The 20,668-nt window shown below is 52.9% G+C and carries 12 protein-coding genes; 10 read left to right on the top strand and 2 right to left on the bottom strand.

What is annotated here, in order from left to right:
* Positions 1 to 2 precede the first annotated feature (2 nt).
* From P8N76_16570 to P8N76_16595, 6 genes are all read left to right on the top strand, one after another.
* The gene (locus P8N76_16570) at positions 3 to 1,571 is read left to right on the top strand and encodes a cryptochrome/photolyase family protein (GenBank protein ID MDG2383286.1); all 1,569 of its coding nucleotides are present in this window, start codon (positions 3 to 5) and stop codon (positions 1,569 to 1,571) included.
* Between the two features lie 592 nt (positions 1,572 to 2,163).
* Entirely contained in the window at positions 2,164 to 2,985 is an 822-nt protein-coding gene (locus P8N76_16575; protein ID MDG2383287.1) for a hypothetical protein, read from the top strand.
* 137 nt (positions 2,986 to 3,122) lie between these two features.
* A complete protein-coding gene (locus P8N76_16580; GenBank protein MDG2383288.1) occupies positions 3,123 to 4,022 on the top strand; it encodes a carbohydrate kinase in 900 nt (299 codons plus the stop codon).
* A 189-nt stretch (positions 4,023 to 4,211) separates the two neighbouring features.
* Positions 4,212 to 6,539 carry a PSD1 and planctomycete cytochrome C domain-containing protein gene (locus tag P8N76_16585; GenBank protein MDG2383289.1) on the top strand — a complete coding sequence of 776 codons (2,328 nt, stop codon included), beginning with the start codon at positions 4,212 to 4,214 and terminating at the stop codon, positions 6,537 to 6,539.
* Positions 6,540 to 6,563: 24 nt separating this feature from the next.
* On the top strand, positions 6,564 to 8,030 hold the full coding sequence (locus tag P8N76_16590) for a DUF1501 domain-containing protein (protein MDG2383290.1): 1,467 nt from the start codon (positions 6,564 to 6,566) through the stop codon (positions 8,028 to 8,030).
* Positions 8,031 to 8,629: 599 nt separating this feature from the next.
* Positions 8,630 to 9,709: a fatty acid desaturase gene (locus P8N76_16595; protein ID MDG2383291.1), complete on the top strand. Its 1,080-nt coding sequence runs from the start codon at positions 8,630 to 8,632 to the stop codon at positions 9,707 to 9,709.
* Positions 9,710 to 9,850: 141 nt separating this feature from the next.
* On the opposite strand, the gene P8N76_16600 is transcribed toward P8N76_16595, so the two are convergent.
* A complete protein-coding gene (locus P8N76_16600; GenBank protein MDG2383292.1) occupies positions 9,851 to 11,188 on the bottom strand; it encodes a Mur ligase family protein in 1,338 nt (445 codons plus the stop codon).
* Between the two features lie 747 nt (positions 11,189 to 11,935).
* Between P8N76_16600 and P8N76_16605 the strand changes: the two genes are divergently transcribed.
* From P8N76_16605 to P8N76_16620, 4 genes are all read left to right on the top strand, one after another.
* Entirely contained in the window at positions 11,936 to 15,415 is a 3,480-nt protein-coding gene (locus P8N76_16605; protein ID MDG2383293.1) for a hypothetical protein, read from the top strand.
* 50 nt (positions 15,416 to 15,465) lie between these two features.
* Entirely contained in the window at positions 15,466 to 16,248 is a 783-nt protein-coding gene (locus P8N76_16610) for a hypothetical protein (GenBank protein ID MDG2383294.1), read from the top strand.
* A 434-nt stretch (positions 16,249 to 16,682) separates the two neighbouring features.
* Complete coding sequence (locus P8N76_16615; GenBank protein MDG2383295.1) at positions 16,683 to 18,239, top strand: mercuric reductase; 1,557 nt, start codon at positions 16,683 to 16,685, stop codon at positions 18,237 to 18,239.
* An 80-nt stretch (positions 18,240 to 18,319) separates the two neighbouring features.
* On the top strand, positions 18,320 to 19,183 hold the full coding sequence (locus P8N76_16620; protein MDG2383296.1) for a hypothetical protein: 864 nt from the start codon (positions 18,320 to 18,322) through the stop codon (positions 19,181 to 19,183).
* A gap of 63 nt (positions 19,184 to 19,246) precedes the next feature.
* On the opposite strand, the gene P8N76_16625 is transcribed toward P8N76_16620, so the two are convergent.
* A complete protein-coding gene (locus P8N76_16625) occupies positions 19,247 to 20,614 on the bottom strand; it encodes a Gfo/Idh/MocA family oxidoreductase (protein ID MDG2383297.1) in 1,368 nt (455 codons plus the stop codon).
* Positions 20,615 to 20,668 lie beyond the last annotated feature (54 nt).

Genomic DNA, 20,668 nt, shown 5'->3' on the forward strand with positions numbered 1-20,668 from the left:
TCATGTCGACCACCAACAACTCCGCCTGCCGCAACCTCGTTATCATCCTCGGAGACCAGCTAAACCAAAACTCGTTGGCATTCGGAAATTTCGATTCCGCGCAGGATGCCGTCTGGATGGCGGAGGTCGCCGAAGAGTCGACACACGTCTGGAGCCACAAAGCACGGATTGCTGTTTTCCTTGCTGCGATGCGCCATTTTCGCGACGCGCTGCGAAAAAAAAGCTTCGTCGTCCACTACCGCCAAATGGACGACCGCGGAAACAAGGGAACCTTGACAGCCGAACTTACCCGAATCGTCAAGAAGACAAAACCTCAGCGTTTGATTGTCGTCAAGCCGGGAGAATGGCGGGTTCAACAAGACTTAATTGAGTTAGCTGAGAGCCTTCAGCTCGAATTGGAGATCCGAACCGACCGACATTTTTTCAGCACACCGGAGGAGTTTGCTGAGCACGCAGAAGGCCGCAAGCAATTGCGACTCGAATACTTCTATCGAGAACTGAGAAGGAAACACGATGTCTTGATGGAAGGTAAGCAGCCGGAGGGTGGCAAATGGAACTACGATGCCGACAATCGGGGCTCATTCGGAAAAGAAGGACCTGGCAAACTCAAAATGCCGAAGCGATCGAATCCGGCTGAGATCACGCAGGACGTCATCGCCCTAGTAAACCGAAAGTTCTCAAAACATCCTGGCACGTTGGATAACTTCGACTGGCCCGTGACTCCGAAGCAGGCAAAAGCGACCTTGTCTGACTTTGTGAAGAATCGTCTACCAAACTTTGGCGACTATCAGGATGCGATGTGGACCAACGAGCCCTATTTGTACCACGCCAAAATTTCGGCTGCGTTGAACCTGAAATTACTCGATCCCCGTGAAGTCATCGAACAGGCGGTAGTGGCCTATCGTACCCGACAAGCTCCACTCAACAGCGTCGAGGGCTTCGTTCGACAGATCCTTGGCTGGCGTGAATACGTTCGGGGCATTTACTGGCTGTACATGCCCGAATATCTGGAACGAAACGAACTCCAAGCAAGTGAGCCATTGCCCGACTTCTACTGGACCGGGAACACCGAGATGACCTGTCTCCAGCAAACCATCCACCAAACATTGGAATACGGATACGCGCACCACATCCAAAGATTGATGGTCACCGGATTATTTGCTCTCCTACTGGGCGTGGATCCAAAAGCGGTCCACCAATGGTATCTGGCGGTTTACGTCGACGCAGTTGAGTGGGTTGAACTACCGAACTCACTTGGCATGTCACAGTTTGCCGATGGCGGCGTGATGGCCAGCAAACCCTACGTGGCCACCGGCAAGTACATACAACGAATGAGTAACTATTGCAGCAACTGCCGCTTCGATCCGGCGAAAGCCACCGGTGAGGATGCTTGCCCATTCACAACACTGTACTGGGACTTTTTGGTCCGCCACAAAGAAGAATTGACCGGTAACAATCGAATGGCCATGCAATTAAAAAACCTAACACGCAAGAAAACGAGCGAGTTAAACGAGATGCAGTTGCAGGCAACCGAGTTTCGCAGTTCACTCAAACCGGAAGCAACGGCGTAGTTCCAGACAGGTTGAATCGCCGGAACGGGGTCCCGCCAACAAATGATGCGAACATCCGGATGAGCGAGTAAAAGACAGCCGACGCGACAAAAGCCTATCGAACGACCAACCCGCGATTTTCGTTGGCGCGATAATTGACTGGTCCGAACATCTGAGCCGCCCATTTTCAGATCGCGCGTCCGAGGCCATCTTGCCCTGCGGTTGCCATCGACGTGCCTAAGGACTCGCCGCATCATTCCACCAGAACGAAATGCAAATAGTCGAGCCCAACGAACCATTGTTCACGGCAGGCGGATTCGCACCAACATTCGCACCAACATTCGTTCGGGCATTCGCTCGGGCATTCGCTCGGGGCCACTCATTGAACCTGCAGTCAAATGCATTCGGCCCAAGTCTCAGGACTTGGCAAGCTGCTGATGCCTCCAACGGAAAGGGCCGACAGCAGGCACGATCATAACGTTCCTAGCGAAAATCCGTACGAACGTCGTTTTTCGTCCGCACAAAATGGAATCCGCCTTCGTTCGGGCAATCATGGGCGGCGGCCCAGGAAGATTGCTGCCAGCTTATCCGAAAGACAACCTAAAATTGGTGTATGGCCAAATCAATTCAAAAACGAAACCTCTATCTTTGCGGTGGCCTGCAAGGCAGCGGTTCGAGCCTTGTGTCATGGTGTTTCCTGCAACGCCATGATCTGAATGGCATTTTTGACACCGCACACGACATGGTCCCGAAGCTTCCAGATCTTCCGGGTTCGATTCACACTTGGTGTAAGATCACGACCTGTTGTTTTCGCATCTCCGAACTGAAGGATTACTATGCGAGTCTTGGTTGGACCGTCAGGCCGATTCTGGTCACGCGTGACGTTCGAGAAGTTTGGTCGTCCTTGCAGAACAAGCAGTACGGTCGAAATGCCACAACCGCAGAGGATCCGCCGCTACGCTTGCGCATGTTGCGATTTCTTTCCGACTGGCAAATTGCCGTTGAAGAAGGCTGGACCACCATTCGATACGAATCCCTCCTCTCCAACCCGCAGCAAACACTTACTTCCACCTGCGATTCCCTGGAACTGCTTTGGGACCAGGGGATGATTGATTGGCCAAAGCACCGAGACGAAATTGCAGACGCACGTTACGGCAATGTAAATTTCCTTGCGTCACGAACAAAAGGTTTATTGGAGACAATTGATTTAAAACATTCGGGGCAATTGAAAGGTGCGATCGCCGAAGCCGACTTAGGCTGGCTCGAGGAAACTTTCGCCAAATACAATCTCGCATGCAACTATCCCGATAAGCGGATCCCCCTCGAGAGTCCACACGGATACGCAGTTGCGGATTTCGAAGCCTCCCGCCGATCCGAGTGGACCCGTAAGGCAAACCATCAAACCTGGTTGCATCGGATCGGCCTACGACGGTAGGCTATTGCCATCCACCCACTCGAAATCAACAGACGGCGAAAACTACGAGTCTGCCTCGGCTCGACTGCCTTTCGAGCCAACCGTGCTGCGAACATCAGATCATCGCTCGTCGCCAATCACAATCGGAGCAAGCCACCATGTCAAGCACGTATCAGGTGGCAGCAATCGGCGAAATGCTTTGGGATATTTTTCCGAGCGGACCGCGATTCGGTGGCGCCCCCGCCAATTTCGCTTGCAGCCTCGCCAACCTCAGCGGCCCCCAAACGCATGTGTCGTTGATAAGTGCTGCCGGCAACGACCCGTTGGGAAGGGAGGCCATTTCGTCGCTCCAGCTTCATGGCGTTGACACGGAACGTGTCAAGGTCCTGCCCCAACCCACAGGCAAAGTGCTGATCGAATTGGATCAGGACGGTCGGGCGACCTACGAGTTTGCGTCAGACACTGCCTGGGACAACCTACCCTGGTCCGAGGATCTGCTCACGTTCGCCGAAAGCTTAGATGCTGTATATTTTGGCACGCTAGGCCAACGGGACAACGTGTCTCGCGACACGATCCTGCGTTTCCTCAACGCTACCCAGGAACAAACCTTTCGAATTTTCGACCTCAATCTGCGGCCGCCCTTCATCAATGACGGTCATATCCTAGCCTCGATTGAAGCTGCCAATGTCCTCAAGCTAAATGACGAGGAGCTACCTATCCTTGCTCAACTCTGCAGGATCACCGGTTCCGACCGCCGAATACTCGAGCAGCTCGCGGATCGCTTTCAGTTTCGGGCGATTGCATTAACACGCGGTGCAGAGGGCGCCTTTCTACTACGGGGATCCGAATGGGACGACCGTCCAGCAGCGATCACTAGAATTGTCGATACGGTGGGCGCTGGTGACGCGTACACAGCCGCTCTTGTGATGGGACTTCTTCGCAACGATCCTCTCTCCATTATCAACGAAAAGGCGTGTACGGTTGCCGAATTCGTCTGCACCCAGGCGGGCGCAACTCCACACCTCCCCGCCGCAATCACGAAAATTCGCCCAAATTAACGGCAGTCGGCGATCAACAGTCCGCACCTGATCCGGCGAGCGATATTTCGCAACAATCCGGCCCCTTCAGCGCCCTACTCTTTTCGTGATGACTCCTCTGAGAAGCGCTATCAGCTCCTCCAAAGGTTCTCACCGTCCTGTCGTTGAAAACAGACCATTAACAAAACAATTTCATGTACAATATCACCCATGAATATCACCCATGAATATCACCGCCTGATCACTTACACACGAGTCACGCGTATGTTTCGTCCCCGACTTGCACTGTTGCCGAGCGTTTTCATTTGCGTCGCATTCTGGCTGCATGGGGTCTTCGCTCAAGAAACCAACTTGAAGGCGAACCATGCGGAAAATATGAAGCAGGGGACAAGAATATTCAAAGAGGATGTTCGTGCGATTCTGACCGAACACTGTGTAAAGTGTCACAACGCAAAATCCGCGAAAGCGGACTTCGACCTGTCTTCTCGCACAGCCTTAGTTGCATCAGGTCACCTTGGAGATTCTGCCGAAAACAGCCCGCTACTGAAACTGGTCCAACATCGGGAAGAACCCCATATGCCTCTGAAGGCACCCAAACTTGCCGCGGAGGAGATTGACGCCATCGCGAGATGGATCGACCTGGGTGCACCGTATGCCCAACCGTTGATCGCTGGGCGCACCGAGCCAGCGACCACAAGGATCACGGAGGACGATCGTAACTTTTGGTCCTTTGCACCGCTCGAGCGTCCAGCCGTGCCGCACGTCGTGGATTCTGATTGGTGCCGCACGGCGATCGACCATTTCATCCTGTCCCGTTTGCGTGACGAGGAAATTGCACCGAACCCTTGCACGCAACCGCAGCTTCTCATCCGTCGCGCCTATTACGGCCTCCTGGGTCTTCCACCCACGACGCAGGAGATCGACCAATTCACTCGGGACAGCAGTCCTGCTGCGTACGATCGCCTGATCGTACGATTATTGAACTCACGTCATTACGGCGAACGTTGGGCACGACATTGGTTGGACATTGCTCGCTTTGCCGAAAGCACGGGTTTCGAACATGACGATGACCGCCCCCATGCGTACCACTATCGGGATTTTGTCATCAAGGCATTCAACCAGGATTTGCCGTTCGATCAGTTCATTCGCTGGCAATTAGCAGGCGATGAATTGGCTCCGGACAATCCATTGGCCATGATGGCAACCGGTTTTCTTGGCGCGGGTCCCTCGGTGTCTCAATTAACAGAAGCTGAATTCGAATCAGCGAGGTACGATGAAATCGATGATATGGTAACCAACACGGGTATCGCATTCCTCGGTCTATCCATCGGCTGCGCGCGATGCCATGATCACAAGTACGACCCGATTCCAGCTGCGGACTACTACGCAGTGGCCGCGACGTTTGCCAAAACAGTACGAAGCGAAGTCGAGATGCCGGTCGAACCGGCGTCGCCAGCGGTTCCCGTTCAAATCACCGCCGACGGATTTACCCCTATCCGCAATCACGCTCACGATCGCGGATACCCCTACTTCTACGAGCACGTGCATTTTCTTCGTCGTGGCGATGTTGACCAAAAAGAGCAGGTGTGTCAGCCCGGCTTCGTGCAAGTTCTTCAACGCGGCAATCCACTGCACAAAGGCTGGCAGGTCCAAATTCCTGCAGGCTGGAAACGATCCGACTTTCATCGCGCGACGTTGGCAGGATGGATCACGGACCCGAATCACGGTGCGGGACATCTCGCCGCGAGGGTGATCGTCAATCGACTTTGGCAGCACCACTTCGGGCAAGGCTTGGTTGCCACACCGAATGACTTTGGCTTGCAAGGGGAACGTCCGACACATCCCGCACTACTCGATTGGCTCGCGTGTGAATTGATCGATCACCAGTGGAGTCTAAAACATATTCATCGACTGATCATGAACAGCGCGGTCTATTGCCAGAACGACTCCTTCGACGAAGTACGAGGCAAACTGGACCCTGGCAATCTGCTTCACTGGCGACGATCTCCACGGCGCCTTGAGGCAGAGGCAATTCGCGACGCGATGCTATTTGTTTCTGGCCAACTCGATACCACGATGTACGGGCCTGGCAGCTTGGACGAACGGATGCGCCGTCGCAGCATTTATTTCACCATCAAGCGGAGCAAACTGATACCAACCATGATGTTATTCGACTGGCCTGAGCACTTGGTAAGCATTGGGCAACGTCCTGTCACCACCACAGCTCCGCAAGCACTGTCCTTCATGAACAATAACAACACCCGATCGCAGGCAGAAAGCTTTGCCGACTACCTGCAAAGTAAATACCTCCCAATCAAAGCAGGGCAACCGGTCAATTGGCAACAGGCTATCGAACAAACCTATCGCATCGCCTACGCACGTCCCGTAAGCTCCGCCGAAGCCACGCAAGCGACAGCCTTCCTCAATCGTCAATTGGCACTTTACGATCAAGCAGAAGCGACCACCGGTGTGCGACTGGCGTTAACTGATTTTTCTCAAATGATCTTTAGCAGCAGTGAGTTTCTCTACATTCGTTGATGCAGGACAAAAAACCAAACTGTCATGACCATTTCCCCCACAAACCCTGCCATGCCATCCCGTCGCCAGATTTTACGGCAAGCGGGCTGCGGCGCTGGCCTACTCGGTTTAGCAACTCTCCTGCAAGACGAAGGACTGCTCGCGCAGCCCGCCTTGAATTCTCAGTCCCCCATGAACAGGCGACCGTCACATTTCCCGGCTGCCGCCAAACGCGTGATCTGGATCTTTGTGAATGGAGGCCCCAGCCACATTGACACATGGGACTACAAACCCAAGCTCGAAGGTTGGCATGGAAAATCGATCCATCAATTTGATTCCGGGTTTAAAAACACCACAGGATTTTTCAAAAATGCAGTTGGCCATTTGATGAAGTCGCCGTTTCAATTCACGGCTCGGGGTGAATCCGGCAAAATGGTCTCGACGATCTTTCCATACCTTGGTCAACATGTCGACAAGATGGCCTTTATCCACTCGGGCTACAGTGAATCCAATAACCATTCAACCGCGCTGTTTAAAATGAACTGTGGCATGCCACGGATGGGCTTCCCCTGCCTGGGCGCTTGGGTGACTTACGGTCTGGGCAGCCTGAGTCGTGACCTACCTGGTTTTGTCGTGATGAGCGACCCGCAGGGCCGTGGGCTCCCCAAGGCCCATGCGGCTAATTGGACGGCCGGTTTTCTACCAGGCGTCTATCAAGGAACTCATCTCAAACCCCAAGGACAGCCAATTGACAATCTGCAGCTACCCGACGGACTGACCACTGAGGCACAACAAAGCCAATTAGATTTCCTGAAGCAAACGAACCTGGCCCACCTTCGCTCCCATCTCGCTTCACCGGAGCTGGACGCGCGAATCGAGAGTTTTGAGCTCGCGTATCGCATGCAGTCCGCGGCGCCCGAGGCACTCGATATTGCTTCGGAACCGAACCACGTCCAAGAAATGTATGGAATGCAGTACGAACACAGCAGGCCGTTTGGCCAGCAATGCCTGATGGCCCGTCGCCTCGTTGAACGCGGAGTGCGTTTCGTGCAGATCTATTCGGGAGGAAATGAAAACCAACGATCCTGGGACGGCCATATCGACATTCAAGGAAACCATCGGCAGTTTGCCGGGGAAACGGACCAACCCGTCGCTGGCCTGCTTTCTGATTTACAACAACGAGGCATGCTCGACGACACTCTGGTTATCTGGTGCGGCGAATTCGGTCGACTACCGGTTGCACAAAAAGCGAACAAGCCTGGACGCGACCACAATCCGCACTGTTTTTCGGCGTGGCTCGCGGGCGGAGGAATTCGTGGCGGCGTGAGCTACGGATCCTCTGACGATGTCGGCTACAAGGCAGCAATCGATCCAGTCAATGTCAACGACCTGCATGCCACGATTTTGCATTTACTGGGCATGGACCACACTCGCCTCACCTATCGACATAACGGACGGGACTATCGTTTGACTGATGTGGCGGGTAAGGTTCTCGCCCCGATCATCGCTTAACACCGATCGTCGCGCCCCCAAAGGTCGCGTCGACTTCCACACAGCTAATCAGCTTTGCGGTGCATCCATCGTTGTTTCCGCATTTCTTCACCAGGAAATCCGAGATCGAACGGCGATGCCGACGACTGCCCCCTGCGGTGCCAGTGGAAACGATACTCAAAGCCTGGCCTAGATTCTGCCCCGAACGCGTGGCCCCCGCCACATCATCCCAGTTACCCCAAAACCGGGCGTCTCCCCAAGGACACCTGCGAACAAGCCGCCCCCGGTCGACGGCTTGGAATCCTATCACAACTCACAATACTGTCCCCCACCAATAACTTTCTTATTCGCCCAGCGTTACTCGCAGGGGAATCCGGTTTTCAACTCGAACCATCCGCATCTCAATCGACGGAAAACGAGATTTGAATCAATTTCAGGAAAACTCGAAAATCGGCGAAAACGCGTAATACACGGCTTAAACTCAACAAAACGATCAGATCCCAGGCAATTCAGCGTTCGTCCCTGCCGTGTTGGCATTTCCCCACTAGCATCCCCGTGCTACCTTCCTCAACACCGAGTCGCATGGACAGCCGATTGCGTGCCCAGGAAGGCTAAACTGAATGACCGACGCAGAACGAGTTCCAATGCCATGGAACGCAACGACCTCCAAATACAAGCAGCCTGATTTACTCAAAAGTTGGTGGCAAATCTCGAATACGCTGATTCCGTTCTTCGGTCTCTGGTACGTGATGTATCTCAGCTATTCTTACTCCTACCTGCTAACCTTGTTCCTGGCCATCCCCACCGCCGGCCTTCTGGTACGTGTGTTCATTATCCAACACGACTGCGGCCATCATTCATTTTTCAAGAATCATCGCTCGAACGATTTGTTGGGCTCTTTTTGTGGATTTCTCACATTGACCCCATACCACTTCTGGCGTCGAACCCATGCGCGTCATCATGTCACCAGCGGCAATCTTGACCACCGGGGCCACGGAGATGTCGGTGTGCTGACAGTGCGAGAATACCAACAACGTTCACTTTGGGGCCAATGGCGATATAGGATTTATCGCAATCCGCTTTTTATGTTCTTTCTCGGTGCGAGTTTTCTTTTTATCGTCCAGCAGCGTTTTACAACCGGCGCTCCCCGCAGCTGGCGACGTGAACGCATGAGTGTTTACACAACTAACCTCGCCATTGCCGCCACATTGACCATCGCTTGGTTCACCATTGGCTTGCAGACGTTCTTGATGATCGAATTACCGATCGTCGTTCTCGGCGCTGCGGCCGGAAGCTGGCTCTTTTTCGTCCAACACCAATATGAAGAAGCTTACTGGGAACATAACAAGAGCTGGGATTTCACGACCTCGGCATTGAAGGGAAGTTCTTACTATCGACTTCCAAGCGTGTTACGTTGGTTCAGTGGCAACATCGGCTATCATCACATTCACCACTTAAACAGTCGCATCCCTAATTACAATCTACCTGCCTGTTACGACGAAGAACTCTCGCTAAGACAGGCCCCAACGTTTGGACTTCGTGAAAGCCTGCACTGTGCCGCACTCAAACTGTGGGATGAAGACCAACAACAGATGGTCACATTCAGGGAGACAAAACGATTGGTAACGTCCAGCACGCTGATTCACACAGACAACACCTCTCAATCCTCTCAACCGCCCACCATGCGCAAGGCCAGCTAACCTACGCTTTTCCGAGTGGTCGACTTCTTCTCAGAGTGGGTTGCGCTGGACATGGTTCCTCTTTGGCTACCAACGCTCCTTGGTATCTCAATTACCCACAATCGTCCTGTAAATCGAAGCGACGATTACCGATGAGCTCGTCTAAAGCTGTGAAATCCCGGTTGGATCCTTCACTTGCGGCGGCAATCTTTTTCCCTTCCATCCTTTCTGGAGCATCGAGCAGCTTTCACATCGACGTAATTCTGATTGGCATTGCGTCGCAAAACACTTCACACGCTGTTCTTGCAGCATAAAGGTAATTCGTTCCAGCTTTTGTGAAGCTCGCCCTTTGATAAGAATACAATCACCGTCTCCAAGATCTTGCGGAAGAAGCTTTAAGACATTCGGCAGATCATCGCCTGCCCGAAGGAGACAGTCGGACGACTTGCCCACCAACTTGAACCCCGCTCGATAATCCCGGTGATGCATTCCGACAATGATCGCTAAATCAAAAATTTCGGCGATTCGATTGCCGATTCGTCTGTACTCGGCTTTCACATTCGATCGCAAGTCGGAAATACTTCCCAAGATCAGTATCTTTCGTGAAAAGTGCTGCCCCTCGAAAAAGTCAAATGCGACATCGATCGTCTCAAGTGTGGATTTAAATTCATCCGACACCACAACCGCACCCGAAGCCAGCGGAATCGGATTGAGCCTGAGGGGACTGGGAGACAACCTCGAGATTCGAGAAATAACCTCTTCCATGTCCATCGACAACGCCGACGCAACCGCACAGCTGGCAAGCACGCAATGAATTTGATGGAGCCCAACGAGGGAAGTTCGAACAGGGTAATCGGCGTCCTTGATCCGTAGCTTGAATGAACAACCTTTCAGCCCATCGAGCTCCAGATCAGAAGCCTTGATCATCGCTGAATCAGAACGACCATATGACCACTTCTGCGCCAGGCTATCGGCGGCCGATTTCGCTACCCAGGGGTTGTCTGCGTTGAATACAAGAATGTCATTCACCCCCTGCACCTTAAGCATTTCGCTTTTCTCTCGGCAAATGGCTGCTTTATCTGGAAACATCAACATGTGTTCACTGTGCACCGACGTAAAGACGACCAGATTTGGTTTGATCGCCTTCGCGTACCGCCTCATTTGTCCACCGGCACCGATCCCAACCTCCAAAACCACGAAGCGGCGCCAGGGTGGCGTCATCAAAATGTGAAACGCCACTGATGAGAAAGCATTTCCTAATTGCTTATATGTCGACGGCTGCGAGAGCCCCAATGCGGCTGCGATGCACCGCATCGTGGTAGTTTTGCCTAGACTTCCAACCACCACAATAATCGTGGTTCGACGCAAGAAAAGAAGTCGATAAAACTGTGCAATCTTCAAGAGCAACGGATAGGTGACAGCACTTACCCATTCAAAAAGATACAGTCGCCCCATCGGCGTTTGCAGGTAAGTCAGCAAATCACGGACCTTAGGCCTCACGTTTCACCACCTTGTTGAAACGCTCTTTTTGAATGCGAATAACGCGAATTTCTTTTGATCAAGCCAACTTCGTAACCAAGAAACAAGCACCCCCAAGCGACGAACGAGTTGACCGCCTTTCGAAAAAAAAGGGCAAATTGATGAGGCGAACCGAATGATTGCCTCGACTGACATTTCCCAGCAGCGCACCACTTCACCCATGAACGGCCCAGCCAGCGCACCCCACCAAAGTAATCTTCAAAAAGATAATTCGCGAGGCCGATTCGCAAGTTTTTCGACAACTGGAGCGTTTTAAGGAAAATCGGCCTCTTATTTTGCCTGCCGTTGCAGAAAGCTTGGCAGAATTTTGTCGTCGTCAGCAGCGGCTTTGCAGTCGGCACGCTTCTTAGCCTGCGAATTGTTGCGTGGGAGCCGAAAAGAGCGGCTTCATGCGCGATCGGGCCGTATTCGATCCTATTTTTCGCACCACGGGCCGCCTCAATCGGGAATTTCCTCCAACCCACAAATTGCCCTTCCAAAAAGCCGAGTCCACCGGTTTGGTATTCCCAACACCTCTCGAACAAATCAGCCCCATCGTGCAAAATGTCTCAAAGTCGTGTGTTGCCGCGAGCCGGCATACTCAAGGATCATGGACGATCTGACGATTCGGACTTTTATCACACGGTCTGAGACAGCAAGGCTGGCAAGTTGTTTCCAACTTGGCTGAACTCTCGACTTTTCGACCAACGCACTTTTCAACGAAAAAAAATGCAAAACCTAACCGAACTTCGCCGATCTTTAGGCACCATCCGACCTGTCGATCGGTCGGAACACACGGCCTATCGTGAACGCCTTCTGCAATACATTAATCTTCAATTAATCGCGCACGGATTGCCTCAATGCGAATCATTGGACGACGGCCAATTCGCTGACGTGGCGCGTGGCCTACTCGACCAACACCAGAGCCAGGCACGATTACTTTCCGATTATCGATGTCCAGTGGACGCTCGAATCGAATCGTTTCTAAACCGTTACTTTGCCGATCTGGATCTCCCGGAACCGATTCGGTTACCCAGCGAAACATTAATCGTCGATCGACACGGGATGGCGCGTGAACTGGCCATGCCACCGGATTGTGACACCTTTGAGAACGACATCATCCAATCCTATCGGGTGCGCAATGGGGTACTACACAATCCCCGCCATGACCGACGCACCACCCAAGGCACCTTTCACATTGCCGAGGGCGGCCTGCCGATCCCGGATGACAAGCGCAGCGTGCCCAAGCGAGTCTTTGCGGAGTTACTCCGGCGAGCGATGAATCCGCCGGATGAATTACTTCAACTGCCCTTTACTTCGAATCAAGAGCAGCAAGCGCGTTGTATTGTATCTTTATTATTGCGACCGATCGTTTGCCCCAATGTCGAGAACGTCACAGCCCAAAAATCGATGGAGATTCGATTTTTCGCGCCGGGCACCTTGGTAAGCAATTTAGACTTCGTCGAATCAATCTTTGGAAATGCTGGTGATCCGTACATTCCCGAGAATGACGCGGGATTGGATATTCACCATTGGACGGGGCACACGGGTGTTGTGATTCTGGCACCGCAACTTGAAACGGTTACCAAAAAGGAGCTTGGTCTACCCCATTTTGCCGACGCTACGCCGCGTCAACGCCGGGATGAAATGTGCTGGAAAGACGAGAGGGAACTCTACAACGACGGTCGTGCCTTTAAGCTTACTTGTCGCGACCAGTCGGGTGTCATCGTCACTTTGATTTCGGACAATTACTTTGGCTATTGCAAGAAAGAGGTAAAAACACAGATCGGCTACGCTGCCAATCTGTCGGGTAACTACGAAGAAGAACATGCTGGCGGTGCGATTGCTTTTTCCAGCTATGGTCTTGGCGACGAATTCCAGTTCGACAGCGTGCGTTACACGGGCCGCACGTTTGCAGATGTCATTCGAGATTATGAGCCGTGCATTAAAGTCTATCCGGAGGGTTATGCAGAGGACCTGCTCTATCCCGATTTAGTCTACGTCAAGGAAGATGCTCGGGCAGATGTGCGCCGACAGCAGGTATTTTGGAAGCATCACGGAGAAGAGCACTCGATCGCATTGCTACCGGGCAAAGTGTACATGGGCCCATCGGGTTACCGTTTACGGATGGAGCGCCACCCGGCCGCCCCCACTTGGCGCCTCGTCGGCACCGTGGGCGAAGGGGTACTCTGTCACAAGCCATGCACCGTCAGCGGTGGTGGGAAGAGTGAAATCAGCAAATCAATTCGGGACTACATGCACTATGGTCCGATCTTTGTCGCGGATATCGACCAGGACATGACACAAGTCCAGGAGATCTTTGACCGTCACTATCAAGATCGCTGGAAAGTCCCGCCAGATTACTCCGAATTTCCTACCCGCAGCGTGCTCAGTCCAGCGCGATCGCTGGGCAGCGTCATCAAACTGCTGACTCCATCACCAGAATACACCGACGTTTACAATGAATGGTTACGTTCGATACCGAGTCACATCTATGCGATTGCCTACATCATCAAGCGATTCTATCGCCCTGAGTGGGGGACGAAATGGCGTGATCACTTCGGCGTCGATGTGATTAACGGCGACTCGGGACATGAACTCAAATACCGAGATCGCCAACTCGTGGGAACCTACCTACGTGTTGGCTTACTGGAACCCCAAGCTTGGAGAACGTTTAAAGTTCGACAGGATTTCATTGCCTCAGAAAAACTACAAGTCGAAGATGACATTACGGCATCCGTGGTTGTTCCGTCGCAGCAGCTCGCCGATTTACCGAAGGGAAATCCCGAACTCAGTTACAAATTCCTCACCAATTGCGAATATCGTTTCTTCCAACGGCCAGATGATGCGATCCATCGCGGACTGGACAAACAGACCGAACGAGATCTGTCCCAGCCCGACAACTTCATCTCGAACTTTGAACCTCTTACCCACGAACAAGTCGCCGAAATGACGAAATACATCGTTGATTTCGACGCCTTCAGCCAGCCCATGCAGCAGATGCTGAATGATGTCCACGACCTGGGAGATGGCTACGTGGTCTGCTCAGCCAATCCGCGCCAGATCGATGGCAAACCCACACGAAACCCGCGTTACCTTCAAAATCGACCTGACGTCGTTCAACCGATGCACCGACATGTGGCGGAAATGGGAACTCGACTATCGCGAAGCATTCCCGCCCACAAACCAGTACACATGCCAGTGGGCGCAGTGCTTATCGGGCGTCGAAACAACCCACCAGATCGAGCCCAAGGAATTCGCGGCCTCGCCGTCTACAATCCCATCCACTATCAACAATTGCCCGAACTATTCATGGACCTAATCACGTCCTTGACGGGCAGAAGCCCCTCCACGACAGGATTCGGCAGCGAAGGGGCTCTCACCAAAGGTCCGTTCAACGCCTTACGTCCGACCGCCGATCTCAATGCCGCGTTGGTCAGCTTTATCCTGACTGGCCTGGGAGGTTTTTCCACCGCGGCAGGCCATATCGGCCCCAACGTTCGCGTTGGACATGACATCAGTCTCCTAATACCGGAAGTCTGGTGTCGAATGTCACCGGAAGAACGCGACCCAGACTGGATGATCGAACAAGGTTTGCTCGAATCCATTAACGATTTCGAACATAACGGCGTTACAATTCCCGCTGGTCGACTCGGATTTCGTATCACCTATCGATTTGTACGTTGGTTTTTCGGCCGTATTTTCGACAATCCAGACAAACTCTTTGACGAATCGATTCTGCGTCCCGAGCAACAGGACCTCGATGCGTTCGCCGATGGCATCCTCTACATCTCCGAGGCACAGCAACAAGTTGCACAACGTTACTTTGACGACGAATCCGTGGAAGATGCTTGCCCGCCCTTACGTGCCCTCTTACACATCATGGCCCAAGGGCAGTACGAAGGAAAAACGGAACGCGACCCGGAAATCCGAAAACTGTTTACGCGGGAATCGTTACTCGGGAGCGATTGGTATCAACAGCGGCTTACAACGCGTCAGGAACGTGACGTTCATCTATGGAGTCGCCACCTTCACTATCTCGAAGAGTTTATCGCCAATCCCCACAACTCAGCGGTCACTGAGCGTCTGCGTTTGGACGCTCGCCTGACTCACACTCAACAGCAATTAGCAACGGTCACCGCAGCGGATTATACGCAGGCATTGATTGGTGCCATTGGAACCGAACCAGCGCTTCGCCCCATCGCTTAATGGCTTAAAACTATTCCCAGCTGTGACCTGCGGCAGGCAACCTTGGTCTCATGAGATTTGATCACCATATTGGTATCGACTATTCGGGGCGCGAAACGCCTGTGAGCCGCACCTCGGCACTCCAAGTCTATGCAGACTTTCCGGGAAACGCGCCACAACGAATATCACCGCCCGAACCTCGAGGCAAGGCGCGGAAGAACTGGTGCCGGAAAGGGATCGCAAGCTGGCTCCTCGAACAAACTCGTAACACCCCAACATTCATCGTGGGAATTGATCATGGATTCTCGTTTCCCTTGAGTTACTTTGAGCGATATCAACTGAACTCCTGGCCCGCATTCCTCGACGATTTTTCTCACCACTGGCCTACCGATGATGATCACACCAAAATTGATTCGATACGAGCGGCAACACCTGATCAGCTCGCGCGTACCGGTTCAAGTCGGGATCTACGGCTTACGGAAAAATGGAGCAGTTCGGCCAAGTCGGTCTTCCAATTTGACGTCCAGGGCAGTGTCGCCAAATCGACCCACGCCGGACTCCCCTGGCTGCGACAGTTGAGGCGAGAGGCCGCAGCGATAATTCATTTCTGGCCTTTTGACGGCTGGACCATACCCGAGGGTAAATCGGTTGTTGCGGAAATCTATCCTTCGATTTTCAGCAAACGGTACGACAAGGAGGAGCGAACGCCGGACCAGCAAGATGCTTACTCCGTCGCACGCTGGCTTGCTGAAGCAGATGCTCGGTCGGTTCTCGATCGCTATTTTGCTCCACCGCTGACGCCACAGGAACGGCGTTTCGCCGACTTGGAAGGCTGGATCCTCGGCATTCTTTAAGCGAGAAAGGTCGATGGTCATTTTCCAAACGCGAACGATTCTGTTTTTTTCACAAATGGCGAAGCTGCGCCGCCTCACGAAATTCGCGTTGCAAAGAACGTTGCGGTTTTCGCCTTCCGTTCAATCTTCCCAACGATTCCGAGCCAATCGTCCCCACGCAACCGTTTGACTTGTTGGCGAAACTTTTGCAATCCAAAGGAGCCAACCGATCTGCCCGCAACTACAGCGGTGAGTTAGAATGCGGCAGCGCTCTATCAGCCCGCTGTGCTGTTCAAAGCGAAAATACGATCGGGCTTTTTGCTCCGGCCGCGACGCACTGACCAAGATTTTAGCGGGCTAATCTCGGCGCGAGGGAGATCTGCAGCAACCAACAATCGAGTCGACGACAAACCGTTTTCGGCTTTTCAATCCTCCAATTGCAGGAAGTCAGCGACATGGAACACGATTTGGTTCAGCTGCAACCCTTCGACAAATACAATCGGAATTTGGAATCGAACGTTCATCCCGTCAACTGGGAACAGCCTGCAGCTCGTAATCCCTATCATCTGGTCGTAATTGGCGGTGGTACTGCCGGATTGGTGACAGCTGCCGGCGCGGCAACGCTTGGCGCCCGCGTGGCCTTGATCGAAACTGAACTGATGGGAGGTGATTGCCTAAATGTGGGCTGTGTTCCCTCCAAGGCATTGATTCGATCCGCACGCGTGGCAGCCACCGTGCGTCAGGCGGAAGCGTATGGGATCATTCATGGCGACGAGGCCCAGATTAATTTTGGTAAAGTCATGGAGCGCATGCGACGCCTGCGATCAACCATTAGCCCCAATGATGCTGCCAAGCGATTTTCCGAGCTGGGTGTTGATATCTTTTTCGGCCGAGGTTCCTTTGTCGACAACAATACGGTCCGTGTCACCCAACAAGACAGTTCATCCAGCACCTTGAAATTCAAAAAGGCCGTGCTTGCAACAGGCGCCCGAGCTGCCGCCCCGCCGATCCCCGGCCTCGACGACGTAAATTTCTTGACGAATGAAAATCTATTCTCAATCACCGAACTACCAACACGGTTCGGAATCATTGGAAGCGGTCCCATTGGCAGCGAAATGGCACAAACATTCGCACGGCTCGGCAGCCGAGTCACTCTTTTCGAACAATCAGACCGTATTCTGACTCGAGAGGATCCGCAGGCGGCGGCAATCATCCAAGAACAACTCGCGCGGGACGGCGTTGACCTGCGACTGAACACTCAAGACATGCAAATTTCCCAAAACAGCGACGGAGCGATTCTTGTCCAAATCATGCAACAGGACACGCCTTGTCGGATCGAAGTTGACCAATTACTGGTCGCGGTTGGCCGAGCGCCCAATACCGAAGGGCTGAATCTTGAAACCGTCAACGTTAAATACGATCGACACGGCGTCCAGGTAAACGACTACCTCGAGACAACAAATCCCCGGATCTACGCCGCCGGTGATATCGCTTCTCAATATAAATTTACTCATGCCGCCGATTTCCAAGCACGCATCGTAATCCAAAATGCGCTCTTCGCAATCGGGCGTTTAGGCCGAAAGAGTTCGCGTGAATTGATCATCCCTTGGGCGACCTATACGGCGCCTGAGATTGCCCACATCGGTCTTTACGAAGATGACGCAAAACGAAAAGGCATCCTGATAGACACCTACATTCAACCCTTAAGTGAGACTGACCGTGCAATTCTTGACGGGCAAGATGCGGGCTTTGTCAAAGTACACACCAAACGTGGGACGGATCAAATCATCGGTGCGACGATTGTGGCGGAAAATGCCGGCGACATGATTTCCGAAATCGGTATCGCCATGACAAATCGAATCGGGTTGTCTAAAATTGCATCCACTATTCACCCCTACCCCACTCAGGCAGAAGCGATTCGAAAGCTGGGCGACCAATTCAACCGCACAAAGCTAACGCCCTTCGGAAAACGCGTCTTAAACCTACTCCGCCAACTTAACGTGGGCCGATAGCCGCCAAAACAAAATCTCCCCTAATACCTTTGCTGATTATGTCCAGACTCGCCTGCCACCTCCATCGATTTCATCAGGCAATGGCAGGAATCATTGTCCTTCTACTTGTCATCCTGCCTTGCCAATTCGCTTGTTCCGATAGTCCGCTTCGATACATCCAAAACGATGCGATCAAGCTTGGTATCAATCTCGAATCTGGGGGCGCCATTGGCTATTTTTCCTTACGTGCAAAAGACCGCAATCTTTTAAATCGATACGACCGTGGAAGATTCATTCAACAGTCCTATTACGGTGACCAAGATGGCTCGGTCTGGCGCGACAAGCCCTGGTGTTGGAATCCGGTCCAAGGAGGCGATTGGCAAGGTAATTCGGCGAAGATCCTGGCGTCTTCTTTCCAAGCCGACCAACTCACGATAGTCACACAGCCACGTCATTGGGCCAGCGGTAAATTACTCACGGACACCGTCATGCGTATGCATGTAACGCTGGAGGGTCCTGTCGCTCACATCAAGTACAGCTTCCACTACAAGGGTCACCAGGCACATGCTCGCAGAGCGCAGGAATTACCTGCCGTATTTGTCGACTACGCACTCCCAAACCTTGTCTTTTATCGTGGTGATCGACCCTGGCAGAACGCGTTATTGACCCGCCTCGTTCCCAACTGGCCTAACGAGTACCACTCGATCAACGAGCCTTGGGCGGCGTACGTCGACGAACACGACTGGGGACTTGGCATCTACAGCGAGCGCATGTCTAAGCTGACCTGCTACCGATATCGTGGTGATCAAAAGACGGGTTCAATGGCGGCAGCCACCTCTTATCTGGCACCGATTGAGCAGTTGGCAATAGGCCCTGGCTTTCACTTGTCGTATCAAGCATCAATTACAATTGGGAAACTTAACGTCATTCGGGCACGTTTTTACGACCTTCATCAGCAGAACTGACAGCGTCCCGCTGACCGACCACGTCAGCGTCTACCATCGTAGTTGATCATTCCAACGGGGGCGCTAGCCCAGGCTCCAGCCGTCACGATAATCGCGACGAATAAAAGGCGCGGCTTCCGGACAATTTACCGCCTCCATCTTTTTCGGATCCCATTCCAGTTTTTGCCCGGCCCGATAGGCAACGTTGCCCAAATGATTTGCCTCGGTCAACCAGCCAGCATACTCAAAATTGCAAGTCGTCGGCTCCCCCGTCTTGCAAGCATGAATCCACTCTTGGTGGTGGCCGCGCGATTTTGGGATAAAGGGTTCGGGCCGGACAAAATCACTAAATTTGTCTTCGGGTAACAGAAGATGCTTGCCGTAATCGGAAAGTAACATCCCATCGTCACCGATAAATAGATGGCCGCTACCCCACTGGGGAATGCCCCCTGCCTTCAAGATTGCGGGCTTGTTGACGCCTTGATACCAGTTTACTTCGACCGGTGGCCGATCACCTCGCGCACCATACTCGTACTTAACTTGCATTGATGCCGGTGCCAGTTCGGGGTGTGGGGGCGGTCCAGAAGCTTCGACAGTTCGCGGGTAATCCAACTCCAACGCCCAGAATGGCAAATCGACAAAATGGCTACCCAGATCCGACATCGTTCCATTTCCAAAATCCCACCACCGATACCACTTGGGTCCGGGAAAATAGACATTATGATACGGCCGTGCCGGCGCCGGACCGAGCCACAGGTCCCAATTCAATCCCGCTGGGATCGGATCCGACCCGACGGGTCGATCCTGAACGTGGACGATATCGCCGTTCTTTTTGGCCTCTTCTGCACTTGTTTGCCAACCCCAAGCTCGCCCTACCCAAACATGCACCTCACGAACAGGGCCGATGGCTCCCGTTTGAATTAATTCAACAACACGGCGATAATTTTCCCCGGCATGAATTTGAGTTCCCATCTGAGTGGCAACCCCCGCATCATTGGCTGCTTCCCGAATCACTCTTGCCTCCCACACGTTGTAGGTCAGAGGCTTCTCACAATAGACGTGCTTTCCTAGTTGCAGCGCTGGCAATGTGGCAAAAGCGTGAGTGTGTTCACAAGTACTTACAACTACCGCATCAAACTCATTAGCATGTTCAAACAGTTTCCTGAAATCGATTTCCCGACGAGCCTTCGGGTGCTGTTTGCCAGCGCGATTCAGATTTTGCTCATTCACATCGCACAAGGCAACGATATCTTCGGACTTGGCCACCTGATTGAGATTCCCGCCTCCGCGTCCTCCGCAACCGATAACAGCGACCCTCAACTTGTCATTCAACGATCGCCCCTGCACGATCGCTGGCGCGGTCCAACCAATCGCCGCGGCACCAAGCGTGGACTTCACAAACTGCCGGCGGCTTTCTCTCTGAGTCATCGATGAGCGAGAACTATTCTTCATCCGATTATCTCCTCGGAACATCTTCTCAAAACGAACTCGCAACACTTTCCAGCG

The organism is Pirellulaceae bacterium (genome assembly GCA_029243025.1).
GTDB lineage: Bacteria > Planctomycetota > Planctomycetia > Pirellulales > Pirellulaceae.